The organism is Pseudoalteromonas sp. TB41, from assembly GCF_000497975.1.
Classification (GTDB): domain Bacteria; phylum Pseudomonadota; class Gammaproteobacteria; order Enterobacterales; family Alteromonadaceae; genus Pseudoalteromonas; species Pseudoalteromonas tetraodonis.
Genome location: NZ_AUTH01000063.1, coordinates 1 through 13678, shown reverse-complemented (window position 1 = coordinate 13678; position 13678 = coordinate 1). Strand labels below are relative to the sequence as shown.

Below are 13678 nucleotides of genomic sequence, written 5' to 3'. Positions count from 1 at the left end.
AAAGCAGCATCACTAAATATCATGTTGTTGTAGGCCAAGTATCTTTAATTTGGTTGCTAGGGTATTTTGTGCAAGTGTTTTTTTTACTATTTTATAAAGTGTGTTTACATTAAGTTGGTGTGTAGGGCGAATTAATAATTGGTGTTTATAGGTTTGCGCGACGCGTTCAGAGATAAGCAGCTTTTTTTTACTTTCTGGGTATTTATTGAGGTATTGATTTAAGTAAGAACGGGTAACAATCGCCATATCGCTGCGTTTTTTTAATACTAATTCAATACTTTTTTTATGACTGCTCAGTAACGTCATTTTATATTCGTTTTCAAGTATTGATGGATTGTTTTCAAAGTTTGCTAACTGATAATGATAGCCTAAAATCCCAATGAGGGTTTTATCGTCTAAGTTATCAAACCAAGCTTGTGACTTTGCAAATTGCTTTAAAGCAATAAATACTTCGCTGTCTGTTGCTATCACAGGGGAGTTACTGATTATATGGTTGCCTTGCAGCCACCCCCAGTTTGGATCTTCAAAAAATACCGCATCGAACAAACCTTGCTGATAATCTTTAAAGCGCCGAATAGGTGTGGTGAGCACAAGCTCAAAATGATAGTCAGATTGTATTTTATTAAGTTCGCTAATTAGCTCTACGGTAAGGCCTGAAGCACGGCTGTCAATAATCTCTATGTAGGGAGGAAATTCATAGCCACCCACTTTGACTAGGGTTTTAGCTTGAACTTGCCCAGCAAAAATAAATAGCAATAGTAATGTAATGAGTGCGGCAGACTTCACAGGTAAATCCTTTCCTAGAATACTTTCTGATATTTCATCTTATAAGATAGCCTACTTGTTAACATAGTATTAATTTTCAAGCAATAAATTCTGACTTTGCAACGTGATTAAATGGATGTTACCTGATATTTATTAAGGAAGTTTAGATCGTGAGCGTTTTTTCTTGGAATGTTTTTTGAGGTTGAGCGTTGCTTGATGGCGGGTGTTTCCCTCAATGTCGGGTGGCGCGGCTTCGCCACTTAACCGACCTACGTTCTTAATAATTAACGTAGGTTGGATAAGCCAGAGGCGCCATCCGACGATGTTGGATAATTCGGAGGCGCCATCCGACGATGTTGGATAATTCAGAGGCGTCATCCGACGATGTTGGATAATTCGAAGGCGTCATCCGACGATGTTGGATAAGCCAGAGGCGCCATCCGACGATGTTGGATAATTCAAAGGCGTTATCCTAAGGTATTGAATAACCCAGAGGTATTAGTCGTTTATTATAAGGAGATTTTATGTGAGATATCGTAGAAATTATCAACCGGGAGGAACGTATTTTTTTACGGTTAATTTGCAGGATCGTAAAGAGTCATTATTGGTTGAGCATATTGATTTATTGCGTGGGGCTGTGCGCTGGGTAAAAATGCATAAACCATTTTATATTGATGCGTGGGTGGTGTTGCCTGATCATATGCATGCAGTGTTAACTTTACCCGAAGGTGATAGCGATTATTCTGGTCGTTGGCGCGAAATTAAAAAACGTTTTTCTAAAGGCTTGCCTAAAAACGAACATGTATCACTCGCACGCGTTAATAAAAATGAACGAGGGATTTGGCAACGCCGTTTTTGGGAGCATACCATTGTTGATGAACGTGATTATTGGCACCATGTAAATTATGTTCATTTTAATCCGCTTAAACATGGTTTGGTTGAACGGGTGGTTGATTGGCCTTATTCAAGCTTTCATAAAGCGGTCGCATCAGGAATGTACAGCCGTAATTGGTGTGGGGAATAATTAATACATTTTATGTCGGGTGTTTCACATACGTTACCAATAATGAACGTAGGTCGGATAAGCCGGAAGCGTCATCCGACGATGTTGGTATTGGTCATTACCTGTGCATGCTTTGCTTTATGTTGGATGGTGTTTAGTGTTGGAATGTTACCTAATGTCGGGTGTTTCACCAATGTCGGGTGGCGCGGCTTCGCCACTTAACCGACCTACGTTCTTTTTTTATTGGTACGACTGAGTGGATTTGGAGCATTGACCCTTGGAGCGGGTGATTAAAAGTGAGTAGTGTTTTTTTGAATTGGTACGACTGAGTGGATTCGAACCACCGACCCCTACCATGTCAAGGTAGTGCTCTAACCAACTGAGCTACAGTCGTACAATATGAAATTCTTAAACTTTGTTTGGTACGACTGAGTGGATTCGAACCACCGACCCCTACCATGTCAAGGTAGTGCTCTAACCAACTGAGCTACAGTCGTACTATGAGTTTACGTACTATTTAATTCATCCATGAAGCTTCATCCTGCCTCCACCTCGTTCGGCTGCGAAGCTTCGCTTCAATCTCGCCCAACTGAGCTACAGTCGTACTTCTGTATTTAAGAATTGTTAATTGCTTAACAACGGTCGCTAATATATAGCGTGATGAGTGGTGAATCAAGCATGTTTATGGTTTTTAAGTTTATTTGCCGTTTTTTTATTCATATTGGACTGATTTCGCACGTTTTATAAAATTTTTGCCACCAGATAACATGCTCTTTTGCTGACGCTTTTAGCTGAGAGAGTAAGTTGTTAGAATTTGGGTCAAGTAGGGCATTTACCGCTTCACTACTCACTGCTTGATTAAACCACAGCTGCATATAAAGCGGCTGCAATGTTTCTAAATACCCGCTCAGCTGTGCTTGATAAGGCTGTATTTGTTTTAAATAATATTTATTAAATATATTACTGACAATTTTAGCCTGCTGCTTGTTTTTACCCTTTGGGCATATATCTTCAAACGTTAAAGTATTTACAAACTGGGTTGCCGCATAATTTAAGCTAATTTGTTCTCGCGCAGCTTGAATAAGCTGTTGGTCAAATTTGTATCTGTTGAGCGGTTCAAGCGCTGACAAAATATCATCGCTGTTTATTGCCATACTCTTTTTCGTTTCTATTTGGTGTTTTATGGTAGTTAGCTTTTTAAGTGCCTCAACTGTGTCGCTAAACCCAGCTGGTTGGGTGCTGAGTTCTTGGCCAGTTAGCTGCCAAGTGCTGCTCAGTTCAGGTTCACTATATAAAACATTATTAAAATAATGAGCGAGTTGAGTTTGTTTTTGGGTTTTTGCCGCTGCAATTTTACTGTGAACGTTGCTTTGTTTATCTAAGGTGTTTAAACAGTTTTGCGCGCTTTGAATAAAATCTATTTGGTACTTCAATTGGCTAGCAGCGGTGGCTGTTTTGCCTAATTGATTATTATGCTCGCTTATCAGAACGTTAAGTTTACATTGGCTAATACCAGCTAGTTCAGTTATGCCAATTTTAATGGCAGGTTGCAACGCTTCAACTGGCTCTACTAAGGCTAATTGTTGCAGTGGCTTTGTGTGTGGCTCAGGCGTTTGTAAGGTATTACTCAAGCGAGACAAATAGGTTTTATTTGCCTCACTGGGCTGCTCTGAGCAGCCCAAAAGCACCATACAACATGCCGCCAATAACCAATTAAGCGGCAGTTTGGTATAGATTGATTGTTTAAGTGAGAATAAATGGTTCACGTTTAAATCGCCTATGAACGGTCAGCATCAGTAGTATAGCTGCAACTGATAAGCCAACGATAATGCCTATCCAAAAACCATGCGGGCCCATTGCTGGCACTATCATGTCTGTTCTTGCTAATACGTAGCCTAAACTAAAGCCGATTAACCAATAAGAAATAAAAGTAATATACGAAATCGGCGCTGTGTGTTTTAAACCACGTAAAATACCGTTTGCAGCTACTTGTAATGCATCAGGAAGTTGGTAAATACAGGCTAAAATCATAATTGATGAAGCAAGCGCAAGTACCGCAGGGCTATCGCTATATAATTGGCTGATCACATCACGCCCTATAAATGTAATAAAAGCGATAAACAACGCAACCATAGCCGCCATAATATAACTTGTTGATACTGCTACTTTTAATTGATCTAAATGATTTTGCCCAAATAAATTACCAATTCGTATGCTAATGGCAATTGAGAGGCTCAGAGGCATCATAAATAATAGTGCCGTAACACTGGCTGCAATTTGATGGCCAGACACAGCCACCGCACCCAAATGCGCAATAAACAGAGGAATACAGGCAAACAAGGTCACTTCAAAAAAAGTAGCGAGTGAAATAGGAATACCGAGTTTGGTAATAATACTAATGGTTTTAAAATTGGGTTTTTCAAAGCCAGTTAATAAGCCTTTGGCATCTATTTTTTTACTCAGCTGGCAATAAGTAACTTGCGCAATAGCCATTACAGTAAATACCAGTGCGGTGGCAATACCACAGCCAGCGCCCCCAAATGCGGGTAGACCAAATAAGCCCTTAATAAAAATATAATTGAGTGGGATATTTACCGCAAGTCCGAGTAGGCTGATATAAAACGCAGGCTTGGTCATCCCCATGCCTTCAGTCATATTTCTATACACGGTAAAAATTAAAAAACCAAATACACCCCATTTAACAAAATGAATGTAGTCAAAAGCAAGTCCCGCAATCGCCGGGCTAGTATCAAGCTGTAAAATAACGGTGTTGGCAAGCTGGGCAGCACAAAAACCTGCAATACTCAAAAGGAGCGTTAAATAAAGCGCTTGCTGAAAATAATGGCTAATGCCGTTGCGGTCTTTAGCACCCGCAAATTGAGCAATAACTCCCGTTAGGGCTAATAAAATACCTTGTATTGCTAATAAAATTGGGTTCCATATTCCTGTAGCAATTGAGAGGGCAGCGAGATCGGTTGGACTCACTTGTCCGGCCATAATGGTATCAACCACTGACATTAATACTAAGGTCACTTGTGCTAAAAAAACGGGAAAGGCGAGGGAAAGTAAACGTTTAGCTTCCCAACTACAAAAAGTCATAAAAATCAGCTATTCATAAAAACATGGGCGCATTGTAATCTATTGTGATTGCTCTATCTATGTAGACAATCAGCGAATCTATTAAATTGCTGCATAAGCTTACTTTTGTTGCGAATAAAAGTGCTATTAAGTGAATTATTTTAGCGATTGATACGTTAAACTAGCACTTTGTTAGAAAGAGAAGCGATTTTTATGTTTACCGGTATTATTCAAACTCAAGCAACAGTAGTCTCTAGAACCCATACGCAGGGTGTATTACGTTTAGTCGTTTCTGTTAATGAGCAATACGTAAAGCATTTAGACTTAGGTGCTAGCATCGCTATAAATGGTTGCTGCTTAACGGTTGTTAAAGTAGAGCTTAGTAATCAAGATGTAGTGGCTCAAGTGCATTTTGATGTTATTGACGAAACTTTGCAGCTTACTAACCTTGGACAACTGGAATTGGGTAGTTTAGTCAATTACGAGCGTTCTGTGTCGTTTGGTACTGAGCTGGGTGGGCACATAGTCTCTGGTCATATTCATTGTACTGCCAAAATAGTGCAAATAGTTAAACTAGAAAACAACTATAAAATACAGCTCAGCCTGCCACAAAAATGGCAAAAATATGTGTTATACAAAGGGTTTGTATCTATTAATGGCGCCAGTTTAACGGTTGGCAATATTGATGAGCATGGCTTTTGGCTGCATTTAATACCAGAAACACTCGATATTACTAATTTAGGTGCAGCCGTTGTAGGTGATGAGTTTAATATAGAAGTTGATCAGCAAACATACACTATTATAAACACCGTCGAAAACTACATGCGCCAACATAGCTAAAATATTTGTTCGTCATCGCTGTCCACGTGTAACTCTAATTTATTACGTGCATAGTCTATATGCATATTTAAATGAATTAGATTACAGCAGGCACTGCATTCTTCGTAGTAGTCTTGGTCGCCCATACTGGCATCAAGGTCTAAATGAATATGGTGTCCACAATGTGGGCAGGCGATACGTTGTGATAAAAAGTCTTTCATAACACCCCCTTAAAAATTAAGTTATTTTACCTAGATAGCACATAACGGCTTAACACTAAGTAGCTTGAACTCTGACTAAATGATTTACTCATATTGAGCTATCAACAGTGACTTATTACAAGTAAATTTAATGCAATTAGCGTTAAAAATAACGCTCGAATAGATTTATTTTTTAGAGTTCAAGTATAAGTATAGTGCTTATTTTTTGTTTACTCATTTATTTAAGTTTAGTAGTTTTTCAACGTGTTCTTTAGCCTGATTTAAGTAATGGCCTGCATAAATATTGGCATGGTTTAAAATAGGGTAAAGCTGATAAACAAGCTTGCGATGTTGGTAGTTCTGAGAGAGTGGATAATGGTGATCATAGGCGTTATAAAATTCATCGGGTAATGGGGCAAAAAGTTCACTCATAGCAATATCGACCTCCCGATCACCGTAATAGCAGGCAGGGTCAAATAGGGTCGGAATATTATTTACAAATCCCATGTTTCCGCGCCAAAAGTCGCCATGTAATAACGAGGGCAAAACATGATGATTATGCAGTTGCTCTTTTACTAAATTTATCAGTTGTTCGGGGTCTGCCAGCACAATGTCTTTTTCAGCTAATAGCTGTAATTGCCAACCAATACGTTCTTCTGCAAAAAATACATCCCATTTTTTATGCCATTGATTTGGTTGAGGCGTAGAGCTTAAATAATTGTCTGTATCAAAACCAAACATCGCTTGCTCGTGTTTTTGATGTAACATGGCAAGGTGTTCACCCATCGTTGACCAATGCGTGTGGGGAAGGTCATCAAGTGTAAGCCACTCTAATACAATAAACGCATATTCTATATTGGCGCCAGTTGTAATACAGTCGGGCACCATAAATATACTGTTTTGAGTGAGTTGTTTTAAGCCCTGTGCTTGTGCTTCAAAGCGATCAAGCTCATTTTTTTGCGCAATTTTAACTAAATAATTGTGCTTGCCATCACTTATATGGAAAAGCTTATCGGTTGATGTGTTTTGCAACTGACGTTTATGGGTGTGTTTAAAATCGTAATGGATAGCCTGACTGATCTGTTGATTGATTGTTTTCCACATAACAATTGCTCACCTTTTAAACCTATAAATAAACTATGGCAAAAAGGGATTAAATAAACAAATTAATCGGTGTAAAATTAAGACTATCAATTTCTGATACAAATCACTGAAATGGAATAAAAATGAATAAAAGTTTTATCACTAACTTATTGGCAGCGTGTTGTGTTGTTATTGGTTTTGTATTTGATCAAGCCATTGTACTTTCTGTGGGCTTATTTGCACTCTCTGGTGCGGTTACAAACTTACTCGCTATTCATATGCTATTTGAAAAAGTCCCGTTTTTATATGGATCGGGGGTGATTGCGCTCAAGTTTGAAAGCTTTAAAGTAGCTATAAGAAATTTAATACTTACGGAGTTCTTTTCTGAGCATAAAATAGACAAGCTTCTAAGCAAGGCGCAGCCAACGATAGACTTTGAATCGGTAATTGAAAAGGTAGATTTAAATCCTGCTTTTGATAATTTATTAGTGGTGATAGAGCAATCACAATTTGGCAGCATGCTGGCAATGTTTGGCGGTACAGAGGCGGTAGAGCCAATGCGAGAAAAATTTATCGAAAAAATGCAATTATCACTGGTGCAAATAAGCGGCACCGACGATTTTAAAATGCTACTAAGCGATATGCTTACTCAAGGCAATAACGCGGAAAGTTTACATAATACAGTACTCAAATTAGTGGATGAACGCTTAGATGAACTCACCCCTAAAATGGTAAAAGAAATAATTCAAACTATGATCCGCGAACACTTAGGCTGGCTCGTTGTATGGGGTGGGGTATTTGGTGGCTTGTTTGGTTTGTTGGCAGCGCTTATTTAATAATAAATACACGTTAAGCAGGTACTAAGCCCTGCTTAACGTGTTTGATTCGCGTAAATTGACCGTATTAAAAACCGATTTCCTAGTCATAATTTAGGTTATTTAGATCCCGCCATAATAACCACCATCGGTTTATTTACCTTCGCTAAATCCTTTATTGATGTGCTGGTGGTAGCCTCAATATTGAAAAAGCGTGCAGATTTGTTTAAATCATAAAGCGCTACAAAATCATTCATTGATAAATCATTGCAGCGTAATTTTTTGCCAATTACATGCTTGTTGGTATGGAGCTCTTTAATTGTTTTGTGCAGTGTCAGTTGTTTGTTAGATGCAACGGCCATGCAAACTTGTGTACCGGGTGATGAATCAGCGGCAACAAAAGTGGTTGCCATTACAGGTGCTGTTAATGTTGCTGCGCCCAATAATACAGTTGAATATAGAGTTGCTTTGAAAGAAATCATAGTATTTGCCTCTTTGTTTATTTGCAACTTAAGTATTGCTTAATGTAGCCAGAATGTTGTTAACTGAATGGGGCAAGCTGTAAGAAGATGTGTATATAAATCGTGCAATTTTGTAGGTGTATGAAAAGTTGTTCATAAGTAACCTGAACTATGGATAATAAATCTATCTCAAGCAGCTATTTTCAGCGCTAACTGCGTTGAATTTACTTGCAATAGGCCCACTATTGACGCGAAAATTCGCTTTGTTTTCACTGTAAATTTCTGGCTGGAGAAAATAAACTAAGTTATTGATATAATTCAATATGTTAGTAAATCTCTTAACCAAAGTTCAGGTTAAGTAATTTATTTTTGACACACTTTAGCGTTTTCATACTGAAATATTTTTTCAGGCTGTTATTATCGCGCCCTAAATTTGTGGCATTTTATATTTTTGGAGCGCAATTGTGAATAAAACGTTAGCCAGTTACTACCAGCAAGCTTATGCGTGTGAGCAACAGCATTTTAACCAATGTTTTTATTGCGGGTGTGAGGCAACAGAGCGCGATCATTGCCCACCATTGCACATGTTACAAAGTATTATTGATTTAGGCGAAGAAGCAGATTTTGTTGCTATTGCGGCTTGTTATGAATGCCATGCATTACTTCATAATGAACGCTTAATGACCATTGATGAGCGTTTTAGTAAGCTTAAAAAGAAACTATCAAATAAATACGCCAAGCCCTTACGTGTGTACAACATGTGGGAAGAAAGCGAGCTTGGCGACATGAGCGATGAATTTGCGCACAGCATTCAAGCGGGCATGAAACTCGGTAAAGAAGCGGCTGAGCGACTCGCCTTTACAGGGTTTAGTTATGCCACTGAAGAAGCGCGCGTTACGGTGCGCGAAAAAACCAAAGAGTTTGATGTAGAAGGCACCGTATTTACCGACTTTAAAGAAGCGCTTAACTATTGCATTACTGTATTAAAAGTACAAAAAAGTGACTTTTATAAAATTTTAGTCGAGGATTATCAAGGCGATTTTAATAAGGCATTGAGCCAATACAGGCATCGTCATGATAAAGTCACCGCCGCAAAAGATGGCAATACATTAATTAAAGATTTTTCAAAATTACATAAGCAAAATTCGGATTTTGTAACCCGAACGGTTAAACACTTTATTAGTAAAGATCCATCGCTCACCACTGAAGGGGCACTGGATAAGCTTTATAACAATTATATAAAAAAATAATTACAGAAACTCATCTTAAATAACCGCCTTTTCACCTGTTTTTTTAGCTTTATGCGTTTGCTTTCGCTAAAGTAGTAAAAAAACAGGAGAACCTAAAAACATGCAAAAATTTGCTCCCTCATTGTTAGCTGTTGGTTTAGCAGCGGCTCTTGTTGGTTGCCAAGAAAGCGGCCCGCAAGATGCAAAAGTAACCATTAATAAAAACCCATACCTAAGTACTTATCAACCCGTTGCTACATCAAGCACATTAATTACCAATGCCACTGTATTAACGGGCACGGGTGAGCGTTTAGATGAAGCCGATGTATTACTTGTTGATGGTAAAGTACAGCAAGTTGGTAAAGATTTAACCGCTAACGCAGACACCACTATCGATGCGCAAGGCAAATGGGTAACACCAGGTATTATTGATGTTCACTCTCATTTAGGTGCTTATCCAAATCCGTCGGTTGAGTCTCACCAAGATGGCAACGAAATGACTAGCCCAAATACAGCAGAAGTATGGGTTGAGCATTCAATTTGGCCACAAGATCCAGGCTTTAATCGCGCACGTGAAGGCGGTATTACCTCGTTACAAATTTTACCAGGTTCAGCTAATTTATTTGGTGGACGTGGCGTTACCCTTAAAAATGTACCGGCTCACACCATGCAAGGGATGAAGTTTCCTGATGCACCATACGGTTTAAAAATGGCGTGTGGTGAAAACCCTAAACGCGTTTATGGCCGTAAAGGTGAATTACCGATGACACGTATGGGTAATATGGCAGGCTATCGCACAGCTTGGATTGGCGCTCAAGAGTACAAACGTGCTTGGGACAAATACGATGCTGATTACGCTGCGGGTAAAAACCCAGAAGCTCCACACCGCGATATTAAATACGATACCCTTCGCGGTGTTTTAGAAGGTGAGGTTCGTATTCACAATCACTGTTATAAAGCTGAAGAAATGGCGATGATGATCGACCTTTCTAAAGAGTTTAATTACCATGCGGGTACATTCCATCACGGTATTGAAGCCTATAAAATCGCAGATTTACTGGCTGAAAATGGCTCGTGTGCAGCACTTTGGCCAGACTGGTGGGGCTTTAAAATGGAAGCCTACGATATGGTACAAGAGAACGTAGCGATTGTTGATGCAGTTAAAAACTCATGTGCCGTTGTGCATTCAGACTCAGACACGACCATTCAGCGCTTAAATCAAGAAGCCGCAAAAGTAATGTACAGTGCAAACCAAAATGGTTTTGATATTTCTGAGCAGCATGCAATTAAGTGGATCACGGCTAATGCCGCTAAATCACTCGGCATTGAAGATAAAACAGGCTCACTTGAAGCAGGTAAACAAGCTGATGTGGTTATTTGGAATCAAAGCCCATTTAGCGTTTACGCAAAAGCAGAGCAAGTGTTTGTTGATGGCGCAAAAGTTTACGATAGAAACGATAGCGCATTCCAAGCACAAAGTGATTTTATGTTAGGTCAACAATAAGGAGCACCCAGAATGAAAAAATTATCACGTTCGTTTTCGCTTTCTCTGGTTGCTGCAGGGTTACTAGCATCGGGTGCGGTGAGCGCTCAATCTCTTGCTATAATTAATGCAAAACTGCATACATCCTCAGATCAAGGCGTATTAGAGTCTGCCAGCATCGTAATGAATGATGGCAAAATCACTGCAATTAATCCTAGCGATGTTAAAGCAGATAAAATTATTGATGCCAAAGGTCAAATCGTGACCCCTGGTTTTATTGCCACTGTAAATCAACTTGGTTTAGTTGAAGTAGGTGCGGTTGCGGGCTCTCGCGATGCGGGAGAAGAAAAAGCAGGTATTGATTTTGATGCAAGCTTGGCATTTAACCCTCGTTCAAGCCTAATCCCTTATGCACGTAAAGGCGGTGTTACTCGCGATTTGATCACCCCGTACGGCGGTGACAGCATATTTGCAGGCCTTGCCAGTGTGGTGGATTTAAGCGGCAGCTTTGAAAGCGTAAACAAAAAGCAAGCGGCATTAGTGGTTCATTTGGGTGAGCGAAGCAAAGGCTCTCGTGCATTTACATTGCAAACACTGATCAATAAGTTAGATGAGCACCAAACTAAAGCAAGCAAAGAAGCTAAAAAAGACGATGCTAAGCCAAGTGCTGAAGATAAAATAATGGCTAAAGTACTAAAAGGCGATATGCCATTACTAATTAGTGTGTCGCGTGCATCGGATATTGTTGAACTTATAAAAGTGAAACAGCAGTTTGGGGTAAATATTGTTCTTAATGGTGCGCAAGATGCCGTTGTAGTTAAAGATCGAATCGCGAAAGCGGGTATTCCTGTGATCATCAGTGCAATGGGATAACTTACCAGGCAGTTTTGATTCATTACATGCAAGCCTAAATAATGCCGGCATACTAGAAAAAGCAGGTGTTAAAGTACTTTTAACTGTGGGTGGCGATGCCAGTCATAATGTTTACCAGCTCCGCTATGATGCCGGTAATGCAGTGTCTTACGGTATGAGCCAGCAAGGCGCATTAAAAGCGATGACTTCAAATGTGGCTGATGTATTTGGTATTAATGCTGGTAGCTTAGAAGTGGGTAAAGCCGCTGATGTTGTAATGTGGAGTAATGACCCGTTTGAGCTGAGCAGCCACGTAAATAAAATGTTTATTAATGGGGTTGAGGTAAGTACTGAATCTCGCCAAGATAAACTGCGTGAGCGCTATACAACAGAATCAAACATGCCACGTGCATACACTAAATAAACTTGTTTAGTTGAATATAAAAGGCCGCATTAGCGTAATGCCAGTCAGTTAAGAACTGACTGGCATTTTCTTTTATAGGGGTACTTATTCGGCTTCTTTCTTATCACCCTTGGATAATGCCTATCTGGTAATCTATCGGGTAAAATAAACAATCTAAGTGTTGTCAGTAACTCATCGTAATGAATAGGCAACTTACTTGCACTATGTATTGGCGTAAACATAAAGAAAGCGATAACCTGTCGCATAGATTGGCTAAAGCTTAGCTGTGTAGGCAAAATATCCTCATCTTTAGTTGCATCAAGCATGATGATACGTATTAAATTGTAAGCGAGTAATAACCCCCATAACTCTTGACGTACCATGTCTGGTTTCTTACTACGTAACGTGTGTTTGCTATGATTCAATCCCTGCTTTATTTCTCTAAACGCCAGCTCAATTTCCCAGCGTTGAGTATAAACCTCTGTTAATTCTTCATATGGAAATCGTAAAGGGTCAATGAGAGAGCTGAGTACACGATAGCTTTTTCCATCCACTTTATAGGTGGTTAATCTTGCCATCATGGTCTCTGGTAATGACTCAAATTTCTTTCTGGCTTGAGGACTTGTGGACAAAATCACTATTTTATCATTGTCATTTATACTATGTTCAACTTGATACTGTAAATCCTTCCTCGCGGGTAACATCCAGTGAGTGTTATCTCCTTGGTTTTGCCATTGATACAACAGTCCTAATGAGTAATAGCCGCGGTCAAACAAGGTAAGAGAATTATCTGGTACGGCTGGTAATAGTCGTTGAGCTAAGCTCATTTCACCTATGCGACGGGAGTCAAAGCTGCTATCTAACAGTAAATGGCTAGATACTTCCATAAGGCTACACATTCGTACTTGTGGGTAGCTTACTTCTCCATGTTGATTACTGTCACTGCCAAATGCTTCTCTGTTTTCTTGATTATCATGAGTTCGAAAACTAACGCCATCTACAGCGAGTAAATTAAGTCCGCACCATTGTTCAAAAGACTGGGTGGAAAAGGTTTTGTGTGCAAGTAATTGAAATGTATGTTGGACTGACTCATAGCCTAACCTTTGCCGACCTTGAACTAGCGCACTTGGCGCTACTAGTTTGTTTTTTCCGGGTAAAGAGATGTCGAGTCTATTAGCGATATCCCAAACGGTTTCGTTTCGGAATAAACTCATTCCAATTACAGACCACATAACAGCTTCTAGCGGTAATCGCCTTTTACGCACAGTAGCAACACCTGCATGTTTAAATGCTTGCTCAAGAATATCAGGGTCAAGAACCTGTTTAAGTTTATCTAGTGTATGTACATCATTTAAAAATGAAGACATGTTATCGAAGTGCTGAATGAGAGACATAAAAAAATCCGATATTATTTCTAATATCGGATTTTGAAGCCATGGAAAGATCAGTCAAGTGATCATAAAAATATTCTTAACTGATCTGCATTA

General features: G+C 39.4%; 13 protein-coding genes, 2 tRNA genes and 1 pseudogene. 6 read left to right on the top strand and 10 right to left on the bottom strand.

Translation table 11 applies throughout. The features are described 5' to 3' along the window. Positions 1-12: 12 nt before the first annotated feature. Complete coding sequence (locus L641_RS0108640; protein ID WP_016899869.1) at positions 13-786, bottom strand: transporter substrate-binding domain-containing protein; 774 nt, start codon at positions 784-786, stop codon at positions 13-15. Positions 787-1291: 505 nt separating this feature from the next. Between L641_RS0108640 and L641_RS0108635 the strand changes: the two genes are divergently transcribed. Then, complete coding sequence (locus L641_RS0108635) at positions 1292-1789, top strand: transposase (protein WP_024601683.1); 498 nt, start codon at positions 1292-1294, stop codon at positions 1787-1789. Positions 1790-1860: 71 nt separating this feature from the next. Here L641_RS0108635 and L641_RS23725 read toward each other — a convergent pair whose 3' ends face one another. The 5 genes from L641_RS23725 to L641_RS0108615 all read right to left on the bottom strand — a co-directional run bounded on the left by L641_RS23725 (position 1861) and on the right by L641_RS0108615 (position 4867). Further along, on the bottom strand, positions 1861-1986 hold the full coding sequence (locus L641_RS23725) for a hypothetical protein (protein WP_275450849.1): 126 nt from the start codon (positions 1984-1986) through the stop codon (positions 1861-1863). Positions 1987-2085: 99 nt separating this feature from the next. Further along, positions 2086-2162, bottom strand: a tRNA-Val gene (locus tag L641_RS0108630). 26 nt (positions 2163-2188) lie between these two features. Continuing rightward, positions 2189-2265: transfer RNA gene (locus L641_RS0108625), tRNA-Val, on the bottom strand. A gap of 219 nt (positions 2266-2484) precedes the next feature. Beyond that, positions 2485-3534, bottom strand: coding sequence for a DUF3080 family protein (locus L641_RS0108620; protein WP_024601682.1), 1050 nt, complete (start codon positions 3532-3534; stop codon positions 2485-2487). Then, positions 3512-4867, bottom strand: coding sequence for an MATE family efflux transporter (locus tag L641_RS0108615; RefSeq protein WP_024601681.1), 1356 nt, complete (start codon positions 4865-4867; stop codon positions 3512-3514). Before L641_RS0108615 ends, L641_RS0108620 begins: the two co-directional genes overlap by 23 nt. A 192-nt stretch (positions 4868-5059) precedes the next feature. On the opposite strand from L641_RS0108615, the gene L641_RS0108610 reads away from it, so the two are divergent. Further along, positions 5060-5686 carry a riboflavin synthase gene (locus tag L641_RS0108610; protein WP_024601680.1) on the top strand — a complete coding sequence of 209 codons (627 nt, stop codon included), beginning with the start codon at positions 5060-5062 and terminating at the stop codon, positions 5684-5686. Here L641_RS0108610 and L641_RS0108605 read toward each other — a convergent pair. Further along, positions 5683-5886, bottom strand: a complete 204-nt coding sequence (locus L641_RS0108605; protein ID WP_008464077.1) for a CPXCG motif-containing cysteine-rich protein — start codon at positions 5884-5886, stop codon at positions 5683-5685. The genes L641_RS0108610 and L641_RS0108605 overlap by 4 nt on opposite strands. Positions 5887-6099: 213 nt before the next feature. Continuing rightward, entirely contained in the window at positions 6100-6969 is an 870-nt protein-coding gene (locus tag L641_RS0108600; RefSeq protein WP_024601679.1) for a fructosamine kinase family protein, read from the bottom strand. Between the two features lie 122 nt (positions 6970-7091). Here L641_RS0108600 and L641_RS0108595 point away from each other — a divergent pair, with 122 nt between their 5' ends. Beyond that, positions 7092-7784 (top strand): hypothetical protein, encoded by a 693-nt coding sequence (locus L641_RS0108595; RefSeq protein WP_024601678.1) that lies wholly within the window; start codon positions 7092-7094, stop codon positions 7782-7784. Between the two features lie 98 nt (positions 7785-7882). Here L641_RS0108595 and L641_RS0108590 read toward each other — a convergent pair whose 3' ends face one another. After that, positions 7883-8272, bottom strand: a complete 390-nt coding sequence (locus L641_RS0108590; RefSeq protein ID WP_253944054.1) for a DUF3718 domain-containing protein — start codon at positions 8270-8272, stop codon at positions 7883-7885. Between the two features lie 416 nt (positions 8273-8688). Here L641_RS0108590 and L641_RS0108585 point away from each other — a divergent pair, with 416 nt between their 5' ends. The 3 genes and pseudogenes from L641_RS0108585 to L641_RS22275 all read left to right on the top strand — a co-directional run bounded on the left by L641_RS0108585 (position 8689) and on the right by L641_RS22275 (position 12212). After that, positions 8689-9474, top strand: a complete 786-nt coding sequence (locus tag L641_RS0108585; protein ID WP_013464747.1) for a hypothetical protein — start codon at positions 8689-8691, stop codon at positions 9472-9474. Between the two features lie 100 nt (positions 9475-9574). Further along, the gene (locus tag L641_RS0108580; RefSeq protein ID WP_024601676.1) at positions 9575-10957 is read left to right on the top strand and encodes an amidohydrolase; all 1383 of its coding nucleotides are present in this window, start codon (positions 9575-9577) and stop codon (positions 10955-10957) included. 12 nt (positions 10958-10969) lie between these two features. Further along, positions 10970-12212: pseudogene (locus L641_RS22275) on the top strand (amidohydrolase family protein). Between the two features lie 44 nt (positions 12213-12256). Here the strand turns inward: L641_RS22275 and L641_RS0108570 are convergent. After that, on the bottom strand, positions 12257-13585 hold the full coding sequence (locus tag L641_RS0108570) for an IS4 family transposase (protein ID WP_024601195.1): 1329 nt from the start codon (positions 13583-13585) through the stop codon (positions 12257-12259). Between the last annotated feature and the right edge of the window lie 93 nt (positions 13586-13678).

Excerpts from the sequence above, each read along its gene's own strand:
- L641_RS0108600 (WP_024601679.1), bottom strand. The coding sequence starts at position 6,969 with ATGTGGAAAACAATCAATCAACAGATCAGTCAGGCTATCCATTACGAT.
- L641_RS0108570 (WP_024601195.1), bottom strand. The coding sequence starts at position 13,585 with ATGTCTCTCATTCAGCACTTCGATAACATGTCTTCATTTTTAAATGAT.
- L641_RS0108595 (WP_024601678.1), top strand. The coding sequence starts at position 7,092 with ATGAATAAAAGTTTTATCACTAACTTATTGGCAGCGTGTTGTGTTGTT.
- L641_RS0108615 (WP_024601681.1), bottom strand. The coding sequence starts at position 4,867 with ATGACTTTTTGTAGTTGGGAAGCTAAACGTTTACTTTCCCTCGCCTTT.
- L641_RS0108605 (WP_008464077.1), bottom strand. The coding sequence starts at position 5,886 with ATGAAAGACTTTTTATCACAACGTATCGCCTGCCCACATTGTGGACAC.
- L641_RS0108580 (WP_024601676.1), top strand. The coding sequence starts at position 9,575 with ATGCAAAAATTTGCTCCCTCATTGTTAGCTGTTGGTTTAGCAGCGGCT.
- L641_RS0108610 (WP_024601680.1), top strand. The coding sequence starts at position 5,060 with ATGTTTACCGGTATTATTCAAACTCAAGCAACAGTAGTCTCTAGAACC.